Source organism: Tolypothrix bouteillei VB521301, assembly GCF_000760695.4.
Lineage (GTDB): Bacteria > Cyanobacteriota > Cyanobacteriia > Cyanobacteriales > Nostocaceae > Scytonema > Scytonema bouteillei_A.
Window position 1 is genome coordinate 4,044,788 of the sequence record NZ_JHEG04000001.1, and the last position, 18,588, is coordinate 4,063,375.

The window sequence follows — 18,588 nt, forward strand, 5'->3', positions numbered from 1 at the left end:
ATACCTCGGACTTACGCATTGACAGAACCCGTCGGATATGGCTAAACATTTTTAGCGCTTCAACGCTTGATTTTTAACAAATGAGAACTAATATCAACTACCGTAGGGGCTCAAAGCCTTGCACCCCTACAAGTCTGAAACGACGATTATATTGATATATACGATTGTAAACTTGCACTTAATATACTTTTGCAAACACTTAAGGCAAATGCATTAGAATTTTCTGTATTCATTTTTTTGTATTCTTCGTCACTTCTCAAATTAAATTTTGTTCTTCCTTAAGGAGAATTAGAATTAGCTATATGGCAGAGGTTAAGATATTCAAGATATTTTTGAATATAAATATAGCAGTCATAAATGATTTACAAACACTTCTTCCTTGTCTTCCTTGTTTAGATCTCAAATAGGATTGCTATAGATGAGTTATGACTCGACAAGACGTTGAGGCGATCGCTTCGCTGTTACCTTCGGCAGAACGCGCATCTACAAAAACTTAAACCACGAGCATAACTTCTATTCTAGGATTGCGTCGCCTGTAAGTGAATAACATAAAGTTGGGTGAAACCAAGCTTTGTGAGTGACTTATTCACATTTATGAAAAATTTTGAACTATGAAAAAAGCTATTTTCCTGATATTACCTATGGTTTTAATGGTGTTTCCCAATGGGAAAGTGCAAGCCCAACGAGTAGATTCTTCTAGAGAAACTGCGTACTTGGCATTAGTTAAGGGCGATACTCCTAACAATTGTAGCTTTATATCTGCCGACTACTTAGAACGGGTGTCAGACATTGTTGAAGATTTGTTGTTTGTCCGCCCTGATGATTCCCCAGAATGGGTCAGATATAAAGTGCGCTTCACTCCCGATCGCGATTATGCCCGTAATACCTTGGAATGGACTGCGCTTGCAGGAGGAAATTATACTAAAGCTTTTGTAAATTTCCGCAACAACAGCGTCCAATCCCGCACCTTCACAATGGCTGTTAATTACAACCAACCTAATGAAAGACGGTGTCAGTGGGAGGTAAGAGACACACAACAGGGAATTCAATCAAATTCTTCAACTTCATCTCTAAATCAGTGAAAAAGTTTTATATCTTTTTAAAGGTAATTGTTTTGCACAGTCAAGGAGAAATGAAAAATGAGCGACGCATCAATGCCCAACCAAGCAACTGAGCCAGACCAAAATATTGCTTCATCTCAGCAGGCGCAACAGCAAGCACCTCCAAATGCAGGTGGAAGTGCTCTGTTAGATGCAAATATAGCAGCAGGAGTCAGCACAAACCCACAAGGAGAAGTGCTCGCCGATCCAATTGCAACAAATTTCTCATCTGCAACTAGAACAGGTAATGCCAAAACCGCCGACGTTTCAACTGTTGCAGGACCTTATTCAGGCGATCTCGAGCAGTCAGAAAAAGGCTCAGTTCATCTTCAAAATAATCCCGATCTTCCCGATACTAACGTTCCAGGAAGACTACCCGATACTGACCAAATCGGTCTTCCAATCGATCCTGAGACCAATCTTCGAGACTAAACAATCACTTCCAATAAAACGAATATGAACATAGATGAATTTTCCAAACAATATGCAGTAGGTAAAAGAAATTTTAGCGGCTTGGATTTATCCGAAGCTAGCCTAAGCCATGCAGATCTTTCTCAGATAGATTTATCGCACACTAATTTAAGCAGAGCCTTTTTAGCAGGAACAAATTTAAGTAGGGCAAATTTGAGGAAAACAAACCTGCACGGTGCAGACCTCTGTCATGCAGACCTTAGTGAAGTGGATCTTACAGATGCTGATTTAGGAGCTGCTTGCTTGTTCAAAGCAAACTTAACTGGAGCAAAACTTGATGGCACAAATTTGTAATGGGCAGCTTTGGCGCAGGTCATACCATCAAACATTGACCTAAGTAATGCCATTATCAGTGAAACGATCCTACCTAGCGGTTACTCATCGGATGAAGATGATGAACTGAGGCGTGCAATTTCAAGAGATTCGTTTTATAAGTGGCTTCAAACAGCAGCAATATATGAATAAATCGCAGTCAAGCAAAACTACAGGCTTATCATAGCTCGTTATCCTCATACCTATACAAAGGTAGTTGAAAATTTATCCTAACCCAAACACTTAGCGTAAAAATTAACTATCTGAACTTTCTATTAGTCCTTTACTTTTTACAGATGTACCTCACTAAATTTACAATTCCCCCTTAAATTAGGGGGAATTTTTTTATCAATTTGATCTTGCAATTGATGAGTCGAGCGCTGTAGACGGGTTTTTAATTTTAACAAGCTTGTTACAAAATTTAGCTCAATTTTGGATCTTGAGCTTGTTCGGTATCCTCGGCTGTTTGTAGTTCTTCAGTTGTTTCGTCATCCGATAGCGGAAAAGGGCTGAGAGGATTAGTTGTGGAATCGCCTAAAGTAACGTGTACCCCTGGTTCTGGTGCTTGAGTTAGGTCTGGTACATCTTCAGACATATCCAAGTCGGTCATGCTAATGCTAGAAGAGTCTGAAGTTGCTGTAAACTGCTCTTCGATAGGATGTAACGAGTCTTTTGGTGTCATAAACTTACTTTTCTTTACAGAGATTACACAGAATCTGTAAAGACTCGTTATAACGAGTCTTTACGCATTATGGATTAACCATTTTGCGATACACTTATACCCTTTACCTTAGCTGGAATAATAAAGCCATAGTAGAAAGTGGCTAGTGCGGCTAAGGCATTGAACCAAACATTATTACCAAACAGTGGCATCAAACCGAACGTTGTTTTAGCGAAGGGTAACAATCCCATAATGGCGATTGCGGTATAAGCAACTGCAAAACTAACATTGAATAAACGTGCGCTGCTGGCGCTGAAATAGGAAGCAATTCCTAACAATCCAACAGAACAGCGTACAAGGTTATGCAAGAAATTAGTAGGGAACAAGCCAAATATATAGCCAAATCCCTTAGCATAAGGGCTTTCAGTTGCACCAAGTGGAACGTAAGATACATCTGTTTCAGGTATTGAAACCAAACCAGGTATAAACCCAGCTATACCTAAAACCAAAAACAGAATTCCAACTGCCAGAGCGCAATAACGCTCTGTCAACTTTCCTGCCGTAACGTTTTCCATGTTTTATGACTCCAAGTTTTGTAGAAAACCAATATTAGTTCTCTGACTTCGCACATCATGCTAAAAAAATTAGAATTCTTTTTACCTCTAACTAACGAGAGTGATAAATTACCAGTTGCTATATCTAAATGAAGGTGTTACTGTGAAGGTAAAATGTAATTGTGAATACAATACTTATTTACCTATCTCATGTCTCAACATACTTCTATTGATAGGGTACAAATCATTTATTGATAGTAAATAATTAGGTTAGTTATACCACCAAATACAGCGTTTTTTGGAATTCATGCAGTACATATTTAAGACTGCTAACCCTGAGATACAAAGATTGAGGTGTACTTCAATTGCTGGGTCATGCTATATTTTTTATAACTAAAATTTTGTACCATCATTAAATCATAGGAAAATATAGCTTGCAGAATTGAATTGGAAGTTTTTTAAATAACGATTAATTGCTAGTTATACTACTTTGATAACAAGTTATTCTCATATTATTTTGCATTACTGTATAGCAGTCCTAACTGAGTTACAAACACCTCTTCCTTGTCTCCCTTATCCCCCTTGTTCGGATCTCAAATAGGATTGTTATAGCCAGTTAATTTTATTGAAATTATAGATGTCCTCTGACCTTTTTCTCCCTCTAATGTTGCAATCTAGGGGTGTGGTCAAAAGTCGTTGGTAATTGAGCGATCGCTTAATATCTGTGAGATACATATAATGATAATCGTCCAAAGGGTAGGTTAACCTAGCTCACCTTGTTAACTTTGCTCCACTCCTCTTAAGTCTGCGTGAATCAAGTGTGCTCCTATCAGGTGTGCCCCAACCAAATTTGCATTAGTCAAGCACACATGAACCATGTTTACGTTGCTAAAGTCCCGTTCTCCTAATGCGTATCGTCTCAAAAGTTCCTGAGTATCCATATCTTTTGTTTCCTTAAATTTCGTTAAAAGATTTTGTCAATAAGTTTAGTAATGGTCTGTCACATCAGCTTGCTGATGTTTTATGCAGGCGTATACTTTTGAAGAAGGTAGCAAGAGATGGAGGCAGATGGCAGGTATGCTCAAGAATATGTGGATTCAAACTCCAACAAGAGTGTGAACACCGCATTGCTGACATAAACTGACATGGAAAACCTCTTGAATTATTTGGCAATTATCTGGACACGGTACTGAAGTATTCGCTTAGCCAACGGTATTCAGTCTGATAATCGGTTGCTGTGGCTCCAACAACTTAGGTTTGTTGAACAAAGCTTTAGACCGGGTAATTATTTGCTGCAGTTCTAGGCTTTGGATGGTGTTTTTCTTCCGCATAAAATTTACCTCTACTGTAATGGTTAATAAACTGGCATTTCTTGGTAACAGTGACTACAACGCCAGTAAATTCCTCCCAAGCCCATATGACGAAGCAAAGTATATGAGCAGCAAGGACAAATAGACCTACCGAGGGCAGGTTGCTTGATATATGTGCCCATATTTTCCTGACTGCTTCCAGTTATAGAACGAGATAGGTCTTTAAAAGACTTATTTAATAAGTGCATATTTTACTTAATTATTGTTAAAACTGAACTGAATATTCATTCTTGTTACAAAGAATTTATATTTGCATTTATGGTGATTTTTGTTTTGAAATTTTCCAACTTCCGATTTTTATCCCTAAAGCTTTTTAGCATTTAGCTATGTCTTTTTTCCTTAATGAATTTGAGTTTCACTCTAAACCTATAAAACGAGCTTTCGTTAGATAAGATAACTATAGGAATGACAGCAAAATTAATAGAAATGGCACGGGAGCGTAGAACTTGCTTACCCAAGCATGGCAATTGTCCAATTCAACCTCATAAGATGATTACCTAAATAAACTTACATACAACACCTCTCGAACCTAATAGGGTGTAGAGATTTAGATCCGGGAAGGCGTCTATGGCAATGTGTCTATGGCGTAGTCACGTAGCCGAAAGTATTTCTCTTTAGTTTTATCATAGCATGGAATATTTAATTACGCTTGTAAAATTGAGCAACTAACCAATTCTACCGATGAACTTTTGCCAAATTTAGGCACTTGGTTTATTGATATCTGTTGTGGAAAACAGTTTCAAGATATAGTATGGCGGTAATAGCAAACTCATTCTCAATAAAATTAATTATTGAGAAATACCCTGGCTACGATGCCCATTAAGCCCTTGATTTTGATGTAGATATCAATTACGTATCTCCTAGCCCTTTAAAGCTGGCATAGTGCATTCTAGGTGAAGTTAGCTGAAAGCCGTGAAAATCTCTACCCATGTTGTACACCCATCTGTACAATAATCATACCTAAATTTATACAGATGGAATTCCACAACATAAAATAAGCGCTAGCTTTAAATTTGGCTATCTTATAGTTAAATTGTATTTTCCCTATTTGTGATTTCTTATTTGTAATTTGGGAAAATACGAGAATTGTGAAGTATAATTTAAATAGAGAAACAGCGACGTTTCTGATATTAGGTTTTAACGTTGCGAATACTTTTTACAGCGTTGACAGTGGCTACTTTATCAACATCTGTTGGAAAGGTATCCACCGTTTATGATTTGTCTAGAAAAAGATGCCACTATCTTTAGTGAGCCGCGACAGTTTTAGATCAACTTGATTTCATTGTTTTTAAAGGAATCTGTTAATGAGCCTTATTATAAAGTCGATTGTGAACGCGGACACTGAAGCTCGCTATCTCAACCCTGGAGAATTAGACCGGATTAAGAGCTTTGCCAAAAGTGGTGAGGTTCGTATGCGGCTTGTTCAGGTTTTAACAGAAAACCGGGATCGCATTGTTAAGCAAACTGGAAACCAGCTGTTTCAAAAGCGCCCTGACATTGTCTCTCCTGGCGGTAACGCCTACGGTCAAGAAATGACTGCGACTTGCCTGCGGGACATGGATTACTACCTGCGCTTAATTACCTACAGTATCGTGGCTGGTGAGAACACGCCGATTCAAGAGATTGGGGTCATTGGTGTTCGAGAAATGTATAGGTCTCTTGGCACTCCGATTGAGGCTGTTGCTGAAGGCATCCGTGCGATGAAGAATGTTACCACCTCAATTTTATCATCAGAAGACGCAAGCCTTGTTGGCGGTTACTTTGACTACCTAATCGCTGCCATGCAGTAGGGCTGTCGTCAACATGGGAGTTGACCGTTAGTCGGCTCAGAAGACGAATCTACATCTTAGGGGTAGAAGTTGTAGCGCCTGTTTTATGAAAAACTTAAGCTTGAGAAGCTAAAACCTATTCTCTGGAGTTCTCCATGTCAAACTTCTCTCCCCTCGAATCCGCCGTCTTGATCACCATCATTGGGGAAACGGTGCTGAAAGACCGTATTGTCAAGCTACTGAAAAGTCATAGTGTAAGCGGCTACACTATTAGTCAAGTACAGGGTGAGGGCGGACACGGAAGACGCTTGTCAGACTTAGCAGGCTACAACACTAATATTGAAATCAAAACCATTGTTTCATTAGAAGTATCTGATGCTATCCTTGGCGCACTGAAAGAGGAGCAGGGTAAGCATGCCTTGATCGCTTTCCGACACAATATAGAAGCTTTCTATTAATTAACCTTTCTGAACCGAGCAGTTTTGACCAATCTGTTGCTTGAGCAAGTGCCAAGAAAAAAGGCAGCTATGCTGGAGGCACGCAAGCAATTGTTGAGAACCTTTTAATTTTCAGAGGTTTGATCTGGTGTAACCGTTCACCAGTAATCGAAGCTTAACGTAAGGCTAAGGAGATCCCTCTTCTAAGGGACTTCCAAATTAAAAAATCTCCAAGTTTTTCTTGTGGAATGGGCATTCCTGCCCGTCCTATAAACTGGGCGGGCAGGGATGCCCACCCCACATTCCGGGGTAATTTATTTCTTGGAAGTCCCTAAGCAACTACAGCCTTTGTTTCTACCTCTATCTTGCTCGCTGACTCTGCCAGAAACTGCGCTACCTGTTCATTAATCTCCCTTTTGACAATTTGGCGATACTCCACGAAATGCTCGATTTGGGCACAAACTGCGAGATAGCTACTTAAGCCGCCCGAATTGTAGCGATACATATTCCAAAGATTGCGCCAGAACTGCCAACGGGTTTTGCGAAAGACACCTTGCCGCCAGCATATGGTCAACAAGGCACGAATCGTTACCCAATTAATCGGTTTCTTCGCACCTTTACCTTTCTTAGGATAAGTCGCCTCGCCCAGAATTCGGTAGTGGCGATAAGCACGATCGAGGAACTTCGCCGGGTCGTATAATTGCCAAAATGCCTCTACATACTCGTGGGCAATCTCCTCTAAGGGACGGGTCGGTACGTAATTCATCAACGTGGTTTGGTTGATGTTAGCTGACTTACTACGGAGTCGTCCTTCCTCTTCTAACCGATGCCAGAGGGCTGTATCAGGTAATGCTTGCAACATACTGAACAGCGCTGTGGGAATTGATGTTTGTTCTACAAATTGCACAATTCTCGCGCCTGCGCCCGCCTTCTCGCCATCAAAGCCAATGATGAATCCTGCCATCACCCGCAAGCCCGCTTTTGCGATCTTATTCACTGCCTCACTCAAGGAGTCCCTTGTGTTTTGATGTTTTTGGGTCAGCGTTAAACTGGCTTCATCCGGTGTTTCAATGCCTAAAAAGACGGCTCCAAAATTGCATTGCACCATCCAATCCATTAAGTCTTGGTCGTTTGCCAAATCGACCGAGGCTTCTGTGGCAAAGGAAAAAGGATACTGGTGTTTCACCATCCAGGGTTTTAGTTCTTTAAGGAACAGTTTGACGTTGCGTTTATTGCCAATGAAATTGTCATCCACCATGAAAATGCTGCGTCGCCAACCCAGCTCGTAGAGGCGATCTAGTTCTTTAAGCAGTTGTTCCGGAGCTTTTGTGCGCGGCTTACGACCGTAGAGCACAATAATATCGCAAAACTCGCACTGGAAGGGACATCCTCGCGAAAACTGTACCGACATTTCTGCATAGGCATCGAATTCCAACAGGTCAAACCGGGGAATGGGCGTATTGGTAACATCTGGTCTTTCGCCATTTGCACGGAAGGTTCCCGATCGCTCGCCCCGTGCGATCGCTTCGATAAACAGCGGCAAGGTTATCTCTCCTTCATCCAAAATCATATAGTCTGCCCCTACATCCATCACTTCCTGCGGTAATGCAGTTGCGTAGGGTCCACCTACTGCTACCCGTTTTCCTCTGCGTTTCGCCTCCTGGATCTGCTCTAATAAATCTTCCTTTTGCACGATCATGGCGGACAGAATCACCAAATCTGCCCAATCCCATTCTACTTGGGTAACTTCGCGGACATTGCGATCGACTAGCTTAAATTCCCAATCCTGCGGCAAAATAGCGGCAACCGTCACTAACCCAAGCGGCGGCAACATCGCTTTGCGATTAAGCAATGCCAAGGTCTTTTCAAACGACCAAAAGCTTTTGGGAAACAGGGGATACAGGAGCAAAATATTCATCAAAAACCTCCAATAAACTGTATCCCTCGCTAAGACTGAATGGTGTATTCAACATACCACTCGCTGGAGAGTAAGATACACACTGATTAACTTAGATTACTAGAATCTAGTGTTTTTAAATACAGGTATAAACTGTACTGTAATTATACACTTTCACAAAGCGTCTATGTCTAAGAATTGCCCCTAAATTTGCTAATAAACAGATGCTTGCCAAACCCAACAAAATGAATGTAGGAGCCATAACTACACCAATCATGAACCAAGCTAGTACATGCAGTATCATGAGTAGAGCAAAGATACTGGCAATTCCAGCAGCTTGCCAGACCTGAACAGTCGGACGATGCAATAGTCTAAAAATTATTGTCAATGACGTAGCCAGCAGATTGGCTGGAATTAGAAAGGCACAAATGCCAATACAGTAAGTGCTGGAAAATCCAGTTAACGTGTGAAAGTCGAGCATTAGTTTCCTGGCTAAATTGCCAGATTTTAATATGGATATTTGACCTGAGAATCTTGTAGAGGCAGGAAGCTAGAGTAGCTAGCTATGCACTTAGATATGTCCCAAACTGGCATTTCTTGATAACATTCAAATACTTGTGATATAATTTTTATCGTTTTAGCTAAAAAACATCTTTACCTTTGTAAAAGTTCCAAAAATTGTGTTGCAACTAAATATGGGGTCTTCTCTATAAATCTTCAATCCATGTTGCACCCAAGCTTCAGCGAATAGTATTGCTAATAATTGAGCTTGATAAAAACAAAAAAAAACCCGTGTTTCAGGGGTTCAAAGGGTTATGCTGCTGCAAATGAGTTGCTCGCTACCTAAATAGCCCCTTTCTAATAGAATATTTACCAACTCTACTCCTCTAGACCCACCCAGATACTGCCTACCCCAAACCTGTTCTACTGGCTAAAGCCCATTTTAAGTAGTTCCTGGGGAGATGCCAGCACGTCAATTGCCACAAAGAAAATTTTGCCTTGCGGATTGAGCAAGAACCGCCATGCTAGATTTATGCCAACACTGTCACCAAACCAGGGAGTTTGCACTTTACCCGTCACTTGAATCTGGGTGAATTCTCCTTGTGTTGGTTCAGATACCCCTCGCTCTGGTATGAGCTTGAGTCCGTAGCATTCTTCGCGCATATAGGCGAGGATGTTCTCCTGACCCACAATCGGTTCTTGGAAAGGGGGTTGCAGGGCACCATCTTCAGCAAATAAAGCTACAGCCCCTTGGAAGTCAAAGGCGTTCATATTCTCCATATAGTTTAGGACTATCAAGTTGTTGATGCTCTCAATGCTGACCTTAGCTCTGGGTGCGATATCTTTAGGAGGAACCACAGGTTCTTTGACTTTTTGGGTGTTAACCGTTGGGGCATACCCCATATTGACAACAATATTTTGTAATACGGTGAGTTGTTGACCCCCTTCAAGTTGACGGATAGCTTGGAGGACATCAGATGCCTGTGGAGACAGTTCATAACTTTCTGGAATGGGAGCAACGATTCCTTGTTTCATCCACTCACCTAACTGATACCAGAAGCCCAACTTGATATTTGTGCCGAAAGATGAATATGTACGGCAGATGAGAGTATCACTATGGTTAACTAGATCGCACATAACTTGCGTTTGCTCTCTAGCAGGCATCTGCTTGATTTGAGTCAGGGTTTTTTCTGCGAAGACCATATTGGCTGCTCCCATAGCAGCAGGAGTAATTGTAACTCCCATCTCGGTATAGGCAAACCAAAGTAAAGCCAACTGATCCTCTGCACTGAGCTGATTGAATGATTCAATCGTAGCTGAAATTGCATGCTTCACTTGAGTTTCAGGAAAAATGGAGCGTGCAGACTCGATAGTAAAAGACATTTTTCAAAATCTCCAGAACGAAATTACATTAATTGATAGTGTTTCAAAAATGGTGATGCTCACTTGAAACTGATGTTTCTAACTGCTGTTCAAGACTTAAATCACCATGTCTAGGAACATGACCTAAAATCCGTTGCGCGATCGCATATGAGGACTGTTGGCAAATAGCTAAATAGGCAAGCACAGCCACGAACTCATCAATATCTAGGGGTTTGGTAAACCATAGGTCAAACCCACCAGACAAAGCCCTGTTCATTGTCGCCTGAAACTTTCTTCGCTTTAGTTGCAAAACGCTGTCCTAAATAACGTAACTGTTCAGGGGGTAGAAGTGCGAGCGGAAAAAAGTTAGCTTTAATTGGGACAGCAGTAACGTACTACATACAGTAGATATCATTTAACCATAGCCCGATTTTTTTGTTGTTTTCACCATCCCAAGAGGGAGAAGTAATTGAGAGTGAGCAAAATCTCTAACCTAACTATATTGTTAAGAAATTATGTACAGAACACTACATAACTTCTACTTAGTCATATTGGCGTTTTTGCAAGCATTGTCACAAAAAATTAGCTGAAATATTAAGTCTTAAAATTTAGCCACAGTTATACAAAAATTTATATAAATTCATTCTTTCAGTAGATGTTGAAGGAAATAGAAAATAATTAATGTTTTGAAGAATTAACTTATGAACAACTCATAATTCTTGACTTACACGATAAGACAAATTTATTATATTGCATAATGATTTGATTGAAATGTATAAAAGGTTTCTATAAAACCTCGTTAGTTTGGTCATAAGACCTCTTTCGTAAATGCTGGATTTGGATTTGAATGGTCGATTTTTGCGTCGCATAATCCGACTTTTGTAAAAAGTTTTACGCATCCGCTTGTACCACAATCGACCAAAACTGCACTTAGAATCTTAAAAAGAAGGAGCGTATGAAAACACTGTTGCTCTACCCCCAATTTCCCCAGTCCTTTTGGTCTTACGATCGCGCGATGGAAATGGCAGGACTCAAAGCAGCCATTCCGCCCTTGGGAATTATTACTGTTGCAGCACTCCTAAGAGAAGATTGGGAAATCAGATTTTATGACCGCAATGTCAGCCTAGAGACAGAGGCAGATTGGGAGTGGTGTGACCTGGTTATTCTCTCTGCTATGCTGGTGCAGAAACCGGATTTCCACGCCCTAATTCAAAAAGCAGTGCGGTTAGGCAAGAAGGTGGCAGTAGGTGGACCCTACCCCACGTCTGTGCCGCAAGATGCTCTTGACTCTGGAGCGCATTACCTCATCCTGGATGAAGGAGAGATGACAGTTCCGCAGTTCCTCGAAGCGATCGCTCTTGGGCATACCCAAGGGATCTTCCGCTCCACCCAGAAACCAGATGTCACGACTAGCCCCATGCCCCGCTTTGACCTGCTTGAGCGCGATGCATACTTCATGATGGCGATTCAGTTTTCTCGCGGTTGTCCCTTCAATTGTGAATTTTGTGACATCATTTCCCTCTACGGTCGCAAACCGCGCACTAAAGAACCTCTTCAAACCTTAGCAGAGTTGCAAACCCTCTATGACTTAGGCTGGCGGGGGTCACTCTTCATTGTCGATGACAACTTTATTGGGAATCAGCGCAATGTCAAACGCCTCTTACGAGAATTGATTCCTTGGATGAAACAACACAACTATCCTTTCACCTTCATGACCGAAGCCTCTGTGAATTTAGCAGAAGATGATGAACTGCTAGAGCTGATGGTAGAAGCAGGATTCTATGCTGTCTTTCTCGGCATTGAAACTCCCGACCAAGACAGTCTCGTCGTGACGCGCAAAATGCAAAATACACGTAACCCGCTAGTAGAAGCCTGCCGCAAGATCAACGTTGCGGGACTGCTAATTTATGCAGGGTTTATCCTCGGCTTTGATGGAGAACGCTCCGGTGCGGGTGAACGGATTCAAGCCTTTGTTGAACAAACTAGTATTCCTCAACCGATGCTAGGTATCCTCCAAGCCTTGCCCAACACTGCCCTCTGGAACCGACTCCAAACAGAACAGCGTTTAATTGAGGGCGTCGGCGTCACGGCTACGGGAGACCAGAATACCCTCATGAATTTTGTTCCCAGCCGCCCCATTGCCGAAATTGCTAGAGAGTATGTTGAAGGCTTCTGGACATTGTACGAACCCGCGAACTATCTGAGGCGATGTTTTCAGCAGTGCCTCAATATTGTTCCTCCGGCAAGGCGAACACAAACCATGCAACTACCCTTGGGTAAGGAGTTGCGGCTTATTGCCCAGTTAGTCTGGCATCAGGGCTTACGACGACCTGACATTCGAGGGCAGTTTTGGCGACAACTATGGACGCTTTTGCTGAGAAAGCCCCAAGTTCTCAATATGTATTTGGCGCTATGTATTGCGGGAGAGCATTTTTGGGAGTACCGAATTTTAGCCAGGGAACGGATGACTCAACAGCTAGGCTACGATCCACTATCCGTCTCTGTACTAAGAGAGCTTGAACCTGTCAGGAACAGTAGGTGTTGAGGACAGCAAAACATGGGTGTGGTCAAAAGTCGTTGGTAATTGAGCGATCGCTTAATATCTGTGAGATACATATAATGATAATCGTCTTAGGTGGGATGGGGAGGTGGAGCAACGCTCCACCTCCCCATCCTCATGACAAGCTAAATTTCGGCTCCTTGTATTTCTAAGGGGAAATGAAGGACTGGTGGGGCTTCTGGAAAACTTTTTGGGAAAGCTAACACGAGTTCGTCATGCACCAACAGCAATGCAGTAAAATTTTGACTTCACAAACTCCCGAAATATGAGAGTGTTTTAAGAAGATGTGAACTCAAATGAAATTTAGTGATGAGATGCGTTCCATTTGGATTAAATATATCCTTGATTCTATTGATAACGGTTATGTTAAAAAAGTGATTAGTCGCCTCAAGCGATGGCAAGGAGAAGGACAAAAAAGTGTGTCAAATTTATCTAAGTATTTGTTCCGCTTTCAGGATGCTGTTCACTATAACAAATATCGGTCAATGGGTTTACCAATTGGATCGGGAGAAGTAGAAAGTGCCCATCGTTATATTCCACAAAAACGCTTAAAAATTCCTGGTGCGACTTGGCATCCTAATACGATTAATCCAATGCTTGCTTTACGAGTGATTCGGGCTAATCATTGGTGGGCAGATTTTTGGAAACAAATAGTACCCGAAACAAAAATTTATGAAAATATTGCCTTTGCTTGAATACTTTTTCAGTCTTCTATAATTTATTCTCATAGTCATTTAACTTCATACCGAGGTTAATATCACCCCAATGCTGAGAATCTTTAAGAGATAGCTATCCTGTCAAAATAATACTAAATATTTTTAGCCGCCCTATTAAATAAAAATTTAGTTAACAAGGTGAGCTAGGTTAACCTACCCTTTGGACGATTATCATTATATGTATCTCACAGATATTAAGCGATCGCTCAACTACCAACGACTTTTGACCACACCCGCAATCTAGAGGGGAATTTTTTTGTCAAACATAGAAACTGTACAAATAAAACTTACCTGCAGGGGCTGAAGTAGAAGTAAAATGAAAATTTGTAAATTTTTATAAAATTTAGTGATTCTTCTTTACTGAGAGCGATAATTCTAATAGCTATTTAAAATCCCTCTCAATAAAAGTGCGAATACTGTAATATTTATGCCAACAGCAGGGTTCTTGCCTGTTAAATGCTGTATCAAGACAATTGTCTATCTGTAAGCACGGTAAAGGTCGTTTATAGCCAATAAGCAATAACTCAGATGTCTTCACAACTAGAGCAAGGTGATTTTGAGGCATTACTAGACTATTTGAGGCAAAAACACAATTTTGATTGCGCCAGTTATAAGAGTAGCGGCTTAAGCCGTCGAATTTGCTCTCGGATGCGGCAAATATCTATCACCTCCTTCGGAGATTACAAAGATTATTTAGAAGAGCATCCAGAAGAAGTTACTCATGTTTTCAATACCCTAGAGGTTAGTGTGACTGGTTTCTTTAGGGATAAAGCAGATTGGGATTATCTCAGCAGCGCGATTGTTCCTGAAATCATTGCAAGTAAGTTATCGAACGAACGTATCCGAGTGTGGAGTGCAGGATGTGCTTTTGGACAAGAAACTTATACTTTAGCAATGATTTTATCTGAAAGTGTTGGGTTAGAACAGTTTCGCAAACGGGTTAGAATTTATGGCACAGATATAAGTGAAAAGGCACTGAATCACGCTATCCAAGGCAGTTATCTCAGTTATGAAGTCAAAAATATTCCCCAGTCTCTGTTGAATCGGTATTTTGAATTTGCCAATAACTATTATGTTTTCCGCCATGACTTACGTGGCTCCATTATTTTTCAAAATCACAATGCAATCCATGACACTCCAATACCTCGGATTGATTTATTAGTATGCCGGAATATGTTGATTTATTTTAGTCAAGAAGCACAGACTAGAACTTTAGCACGCTTTTACTTTAGCCTCAAGGATAGCGGTTTCCTCTTTCTTGGTAATACTGAGATAGTACCCAATTTAGACCTCTTCACAATCGTAAATCTTAAGCACCGCATTTTTGCTAAGGTACCGCAGGCTCATTTCAGTCCTCAGCTATTAGTTCAAGCATTTAAGCGAATTTAACGTCATTTTAGGTTAAATAAATATATAAATAATTTTGCAGGACTACTTAATTCTTACTTCTACCACAACTATTTATTGTGGGTTTCCTCTCAAAGATTGTTGCCTGCTTTTTTCCTGCCTTCTAGAGTTAAACCTACCTTGACTGGCTGCAAACAGAGCTTGTGCTTGGGCAAAGTTAGCTTGAGATTGAATAAATTTTTTATGATTGTCAGCGCTCATCATTAGGTTCTCTGCCTTTAACTCTGCTAAATCAGACTTTTCCTCTGCTAGTTGTTCGGCAGTCCAAGTATTATTTTTTTCAAAAAGAGTTTGGGGAGTGACTGTACGCGATACTGTTTCCGTGTCGGGTTCTACGGGTTCTAACTCAATTAACTCCTTCTCAATCTCTGGCTCAATGGTTTCCTCGCGATCGCCTACAGTCTCAATACCTAAAGCTTTCTGGACTGCTTCTAAAACCTCAAGATATTTTTGAATTGCCAGGTATGGTGTAACGGGCTCGGAGTTCGGGTCTATCATAGTACATCCAAACATAAGTTACAGGCTCTTATATATATTGACAAATTTTTTGACTAATTTGACATTTTTTTTTGCTTAACAAATCTTTGAATTCAGCTATCAAAATCTATAGTTGCTCTAAGTCTTCGTTATGAACTGGATACACCGGGACGAATAAGAAAACTTTTTTTATCTTCTACCCTCTACCTTTCTTTTGATACTTTACGAAGCAAGGGACCGCTTGGAACAAACTCAAACTTCACTTGTCCGGATTGTGGCGGTAGTTTGTTCCAACTACAAGAACGAAATTTTCTCCAGTTCCGCTGTCGCGTAGGTCATGCTTGGTCAGCAGATAGTTTACACGCAAAGCAGGTTCAAGTCCAAGAAGAGGCATTATGGCCAGCAATTCGCTCTTTAGAAGAGCGAGCCGAGCTGATGTTTAAGTTAGCGGCTGATGCAAGATCTAACAAGCGCACTCGGTCAGCAAAGCTTTTTGAAGTACAGGCATTAGAAGCCCAACAACGCTCCGATATCATTCGACAAGCACTTTTCATGGGGCAATTGCCTGCTAAGACAACTGTTGCGATCGCTGACAAGGTATCTAATAAGGAGACAGAACAAGAAGCAGCGACTGACAAAGTGGTGTTACTAGCAGCAGGTGACGGTGGAATAAAGGCATTAAGCCAGATTTTAGTTGGTTTACCATCAAACTTTTCTGCAGCTATCATCGTAGTGCAACATATAGACACTCAGTCCGAATCCAGCTTGATGGCAGAGGCTATAAGTCGCTCCTCCACTTTGCCAATGAAGCTTGCACTCGAAGGAGAGCGATTACAATCGGGGATGGTTTACATTGCTCCTCCAAACCAACATTTGCTGGTGACTTTAAATGGCACCATTTGTCTCTCTGAAGCAGCACTCGTGGATTTTGTACGCCCCTCTGCTGACCTGCTGTTTCAATCAGCAGCAGCAAGTTTCAAACAAAAAGCGATCGCAGTTGTCCTTAGTGGTAGAGGTAAAGATGGTACTTTAGGGGTACGGGCAATTCATCAGATGGGCGGTAAAGTCATTGCCGCCGATGAGAGTAGTAGTGACTTTTTTGAGATGCCCGGTGCTGCTATTGCCACCGGGACTGTCAATTTCGTCCTTCCAGTGAACGAAATTGCTTCTACCCTACTCAACTTAGTGATGGCAGAAGCAACAGAATGAGACTGATGTGAGATTTAACTTACCTTCCCCCTTGTCCCCCTTATCCCCCCTGTCTCCCTTGTCCCAACAACTCTCAATCTTTCATCACTATCGTGCAAAAGCGTGTTCTTGAGCATACCTTCTTGTAAAGGCAGTCGGCTTGTCCTGTACCTCAGTCATGTAAGCACAAGCCATATCAGATGAGTTATGCGCCCAACCAACTCGTCCCTGGCGATCCAGAAGGATACAGCCTGCTTCTCCTGAAACCCTAGACGCTAAGAAGTCAATCGCCATCTGTGCTGCTTCGTCTGGGTGTCTGTCTCCAGCAAGGAAATCAATCGCAGTTTTAGATAAAACAACTGGAATAATTGACTCGCCATCACCTGTCGTTGAGCACCCACCAAGTCGATTATCAGCGAATAAGCCAGACCCAACAACTGCACTGTCACCAACGCGACCTGCGGGTTGATTTGTAGTACCGCCCGTTGAGGTACCAGCAACTAAGGTACCATTGCTATCCAAAGCTACACAGCCAATAGTGTTGGGGCGATCGATAACTTCTTGCTCCTCTTCCCATTCTTCCTTTTGCTCTTGAGCAATTAAGTTTTCTTTTGCACACATTTCGGCTCCGTTTTCTGCTGCATAGCGTTCTGCGCTTCGCGCTACAAGCAGCATTGGTTTTCGATCCATAATCTTACGAGCTACCGAAATAGGATGCCGCACGCCTTGAACGGCTGCGACTGCTCCCCAGCCTAAGGTAGCACCTTCCATGATTGCTGCATCTAGTTCTACCTCTCCCTGAGTGTTAAGAACTGCACCAAAACCCGCGTTAAATGTAGGGTCTGCTTCAAGAACGCGAATTGCTGCCTCAACAGCTGCTCCAGCACTACCCCCTTGCTTCAGTATTGCCCAACCTGCTTCTACTGCTGCCAAACAACCTGCATTGTTCGCGTCTACTTTTTCCTTTACAATGGTTTTTGCTCCACCATGAACAATAATGCTTATTGTCATAAATTTCCTTGAATGTTGATAAATTGTCTCTCTAATAAAGCTGCCAAAAACTGGCTTGAAAAAGCTAAGTGTGGAGAGCCGTAATAAAGCGATCGCTTCTGGGCGGCAAGCTTTTTCACTTTATAACTCTCTGCCCACCAAAAGATGACTTAAAGACATAGATATTTGCGAGCATTGCTCACTATACAAAAGTCAGTGATTTTAAAGATAAAAGTGAGTCATTGATTGGAAAACAATGATGGCTTAACTTATAACCTCATTTAAAAAAATACTGTTTTTTCTTGATTTTAACTTCTCTCAATAGACGTATTTCTCTGTTAAGCTATAAGTTAAAAAAATATTAATTTGATTTGGTATTTTAGATATCATTTGAAATGTACAGCAATCGAATATCGTTCCACGATCGATCTCACGATTTCTCTCACAGCCAAAGTTACCGATCTCTTCCGCTATAGTTAAGTATCGATATTGTCAAGAAAAAAGCCCCCCTTTTCTATTTTGGGGACTTTTAAAATTTGAAGCTACTATCGTAAGGAAAAATCTTTAATATATAGCAATCCTAAATCATTTGTAAAAAAAATGGATTGCTAATGGCTAATGGCTAATGGTGAGACCAGCCCTGTAGGCGGGTTTCCCGCGCCGTAGGGGACTGGCGAACCCGAAGGGCTAATAGCTTTTTGACCATTAGCTATTAGCGATTAGCAGTCTTTACTCTTATTCTTATATTTCATTTAGGACTGCTATATATATTGTTAAGGAGTTAGACTGCATCAAACCAGTCTTTAACTATCTAAC

The 18,588-nt window shown here is 41.3% G+C and carries 20 protein-coding genes; 9 read left to right on the forward strand and 11 right to left on the reverse strand.

The window, feature by feature from the left end; translation table 11 throughout:
* Positions 1–611 precede the first annotated feature (611 nt).
* From HC643_RS16050 to HC643_RS16060, 3 genes are read left to right on the forward strand one after another with little or no spacing between them, the layout of a single operon-like run.
* A complete protein-coding gene (locus tag HC643_RS16050) occupies positions 612–1,082 on the forward strand; it encodes a hypothetical protein (RefSeq protein WP_038082897.1) in 471 nt (156 codons plus the stop codon).
* A gap of 57 nt (positions 1,083–1,139) precedes the next feature.
* On the forward strand, positions 1,140–1,532 hold the full coding sequence (locus HC643_RS16055; protein ID WP_038082899.1) for a hypothetical protein: 393 nt from the start codon (positions 1,140–1,142) through the stop codon (positions 1,530–1,532).
* A gap of 24 nt (positions 1,533–1,556) precedes the next feature.
* Positions 1,557–1,865 carry a pentapeptide repeat-containing protein gene (locus tag HC643_RS16060; protein ID WP_050045845.1) on the forward strand — a complete coding sequence of 103 codons (309 nt, stop codon included), beginning with the start codon at positions 1,557–1,559 and terminating at the stop codon, positions 1,863–1,865.
* A gap of 439 nt (positions 1,866–2,304) precedes the next feature.
* On the opposite strand, the gene HC643_RS16065 is transcribed toward HC643_RS16060, so the two are convergent.
* The 4 genes from HC643_RS16065 to HC643_RS42120 form a co-directional block, all read right to left on the reverse strand.
* Positions 2,305–2,565: a hypothetical protein gene (locus tag HC643_RS16065; RefSeq protein ID WP_237265888.1), complete on the reverse strand. Its 261-nt coding sequence runs from the start codon at positions 2,563–2,565 to the stop codon at positions 2,305–2,307.
* A gap of 74 nt (positions 2,566–2,639) precedes the next feature.
* Entirely contained in the window at positions 2,640–3,119 is a 480-nt protein-coding gene (locus HC643_RS16070) for a DUF4383 domain-containing protein (protein WP_038082900.1), read from the reverse strand.
* Between the two features lie 758 nt (positions 3,120–3,877).
* Positions 3,878–4,039 carry a pentapeptide repeat-containing protein gene (locus HC643_RS42115; protein WP_082051713.1) on the reverse strand — a complete coding sequence of 54 codons (162 nt, stop codon included), beginning with the start codon at positions 4,037–4,039 and terminating at the stop codon, positions 3,878–3,880.
* A gap of 261 nt (positions 4,040–4,300) precedes the next feature.
* Complete coding sequence (locus tag HC643_RS42120; protein ID WP_272899745.1) at positions 4,301–4,429, reverse strand: hypothetical protein; 129 nt, start codon at positions 4,427–4,429, stop codon at positions 4,301–4,303.
* A gap of 1,343 nt (positions 4,430–5,772) precedes the next feature.
* On the opposite strand from HC643_RS42120, the gene HC643_RS16085 reads away from it, so the two are divergent.
* Entirely contained in the window at positions 5,773–6,258 is a 486-nt protein-coding gene (locus HC643_RS16085) for a globin family protein (protein WP_038082902.1), read from the forward strand.
* Between the two features lie 134 nt (positions 6,259–6,392).
* Positions 6,393–6,695 carry a P-II family nitrogen regulator gene (locus HC643_RS16090; RefSeq protein ID WP_038082905.1) on the forward strand — a complete coding sequence of 101 codons (303 nt, stop codon included), beginning with the start codon at positions 6,393–6,395 and terminating at the stop codon, positions 6,693–6,695.
* Between the two features lie 310 nt (positions 6,696–7,005).
* Here the strand turns inward: HC643_RS16090 and HC643_RS16095 are convergent, their stop codons facing one another.
* The 4 genes from HC643_RS16095 to HC643_RS16110 form a co-directional block, all read right to left on the reverse strand.
* On the reverse strand, positions 7,006–8,592 hold the full coding sequence (locus HC643_RS16095) for a B12-binding domain-containing radical SAM protein (protein ID WP_038082907.1): 1,587 nt from the start codon (positions 8,590–8,592) through the stop codon (positions 7,006–7,008).
* A 115-nt stretch (positions 8,593–8,707) separates the two neighbouring features.
* Entirely contained in the window at positions 8,708–9,052 is a 345-nt protein-coding gene (locus tag HC643_RS16100; RefSeq protein ID WP_050045846.1) for a hypothetical protein, read from the reverse strand.
* Between the two features lie 443 nt (positions 9,053–9,495).
* Positions 9,496–10,455, reverse strand: coding sequence for an orange carotenoid-binding protein (locus HC643_RS16105; protein WP_038082909.1), 960 nt, complete (start codon positions 10,453–10,455; stop codon positions 9,496–9,498).
* A gap of 43 nt (positions 10,456–10,498) precedes the next feature.
* Positions 10,499–10,711 carry a response regulator gene (locus HC643_RS16110; protein WP_237265889.1) on the reverse strand — a complete coding sequence of 71 codons (213 nt, stop codon included), beginning with the start codon at positions 10,709–10,711 and terminating at the stop codon, positions 10,499–10,501.
* Between the two features lie 678 nt (positions 10,712–11,389).
* Between HC643_RS16110 and HC643_RS16115 the strand changes: the two genes are divergently transcribed.
* The 3 genes from HC643_RS16115 to HC643_RS16125 all read left to right on the forward strand — a co-directional run bounded on the left by HC643_RS16115 (position 11,390) and on the right by HC643_RS16125 (position 15,099).
* Positions 11,390–12,979, forward strand: coding sequence for a B12-binding domain-containing radical SAM protein (locus HC643_RS16115; protein ID WP_038082911.1), 1,590 nt, complete (start codon positions 11,390–11,392; stop codon positions 12,977–12,979).
* A gap of 311 nt (positions 12,980–13,290) precedes the next feature.
* Complete coding sequence (locus HC643_RS16120) at positions 13,291–13,689, forward strand: hypothetical protein (RefSeq protein WP_038082913.1); 399 nt, start codon at positions 13,291–13,293, stop codon at positions 13,687–13,689.
* A gap of 549 nt (positions 13,690–14,238) precedes the next feature.
* Complete coding sequence (locus HC643_RS16125; RefSeq protein WP_050045847.1) at positions 14,239–15,099, forward strand: CheR family methyltransferase; 861 nt, start codon at positions 14,239–14,241, stop codon at positions 15,097–15,099.
* Between the two features lie 72 nt (positions 15,100–15,171).
* Here HC643_RS16125 and HC643_RS16130 read toward each other — a convergent pair whose 3' ends face one another.
* Positions 15,172–15,615: a hypothetical protein gene (locus HC643_RS16130; RefSeq protein ID WP_050045848.1), complete on the reverse strand. Its 444-nt coding sequence runs from the start codon at positions 15,613–15,615 to the stop codon at positions 15,172–15,174.
* A gap of 264 nt (positions 15,616–15,879) precedes the next feature.
* Here HC643_RS16130 and HC643_RS16135 point away from each other — a divergent pair, with 264 nt between their 5' ends.
* Complete coding sequence (locus tag HC643_RS16135) at positions 15,880–16,803, forward strand: chemotaxis protein CheB (RefSeq protein WP_237265890.1); 924 nt, start codon at positions 15,880–15,882, stop codon at positions 16,801–16,803.
* A gap of 87 nt (positions 16,804–16,890) precedes the next feature.
* Here the strand turns inward: HC643_RS16135 and HC643_RS16140 are convergent, their stop codons facing one another.
* Together HC643_RS16140 and HC643_RS42125 are read right to left on the reverse strand one after the other, a co-directional pair.
* Entirely contained in the window at positions 16,891–17,793 is a 903-nt protein-coding gene (locus HC643_RS16140) for an isoaspartyl peptidase/L-asparaginase family protein (RefSeq protein WP_038082917.1), read from the reverse strand.
* Positions 17,790–17,912 carry a hypothetical protein gene (locus HC643_RS42125; RefSeq protein WP_272899746.1) on the reverse strand — a complete coding sequence of 41 codons (123 nt, stop codon included), beginning with the start codon at positions 17,910–17,912 and terminating at the stop codon, positions 17,790–17,792. The genes HC643_RS16140 and HC643_RS42125 overlap by 4 nt, the downstream gene beginning before the upstream one ends.
* Positions 17,913–18,588 lie beyond the last annotated feature (676 nt).

Coding starts and splice junctions, on each gene's coding strand:
- HC643_RS16060 (WP_050045845.1), top strand. CDS start 1,557: ATGAACATAGATGAATTTTCCAAACAATATGCAGTAGGTAAAAGAAAT.
- HC643_RS16065 (WP_237265888.1), bottom strand. CDS start 2,565: ATGACACCAAAAGACTCGTTACATCCTATCGAAGAGCAGTTTACAGCA.
- HC643_RS16090 (WP_038082905.1), top strand. CDS start 6,393: ATGTCAAACTTCTCTCCCCTCGAATCCGCCGTCTTGATCACCATCATT.
- HC643_RS16085 (WP_038082902.1), top strand. CDS start 5,773: ATGAGCCTTATTATAAAGTCGATTGTGAACGCGGACACTGAAGCTCGC.
- HC643_RS16100 (WP_050045846.1), bottom strand. CDS start 9,052: ATGCTCGACTTTCACACGTTAACTGGATTTTCCAGCACTTACTGTATT.
- HC643_RS16070 (WP_038082900.1), bottom strand. CDS start 3,119: ATGGAAAACGTTACGGCAGGAAAGTTGACAGAGCGTTATTGCGCTCTG.
- HC643_RS16110 (WP_237265889.1), bottom strand. CDS start 10,711: ATGAACAGGGCTTTGTCTGGTGGGTTTGACCTATGGTTTACCAAACCC.
- HC643_RS16125 (WP_050045847.1), top strand. CDS start 14,239: ATGTCTTCACAACTAGAGCAAGGTGATTTTGAGGCATTACTAGACTAT.
- HC643_RS16130 (WP_050045848.1), bottom strand. CDS start 15,615: ATGATAGACCCGAACTCCGAGCCCGTTACACCATACCTGGCAATTCAA.
- HC643_RS16140 (WP_038082917.1), bottom strand. CDS start 17,793: ATGACAATAAGCATTATTGTTCATGGTGGAGCAAAAACCATTGTAAAG.
- HC643_RS42115 (WP_082051713.1), bottom strand. CDS start 4,039: ATGGATACTCAGGAACTTTTGAGACGATACGCATTAGGAGAACGGGAC.
- HC643_RS16095 (WP_038082907.1), bottom strand. CDS start 8,592: ATGAATATTTTGCTCCTGTATCCCCTGTTTCCCAAAAGCTTTTGGTCG.
- HC643_RS16115 (WP_038082911.1), top strand. CDS start 11,390: ATGAAAACACTGTTGCTCTACCCCCAATTTCCCCAGTCCTTTTGGTCT.
- HC643_RS16105 (WP_038082909.1), bottom strand. CDS start 10,455: ATGTCTTTTACTATCGAGTCTGCACGCTCCATTTTTCCTGAAACTCAA.
- HC643_RS42120 (WP_272899745.1), bottom strand. CDS start 4,429: ATGCGGAAGAAAAACACCATCCAAAGCCTAGAACTGCAGCAAATAATT.
- HC643_RS16120 (WP_038082913.1), top strand. CDS start 13,291: ATGAAATTTAGTGATGAGATGCGTTCCATTTGGATTAAATATATCCTT.
- HC643_RS16050 (WP_038082897.1), top strand. CDS start 612: ATGAAAAAAGCTATTTTCCTGATATTACCTATGGTTTTAATGGTGTTT.
- HC643_RS16055 (WP_038082899.1), top strand. CDS start 1,140: ATGAGCGACGCATCAATGCCCAACCAAGCAACTGAGCCAGACCAAAAT.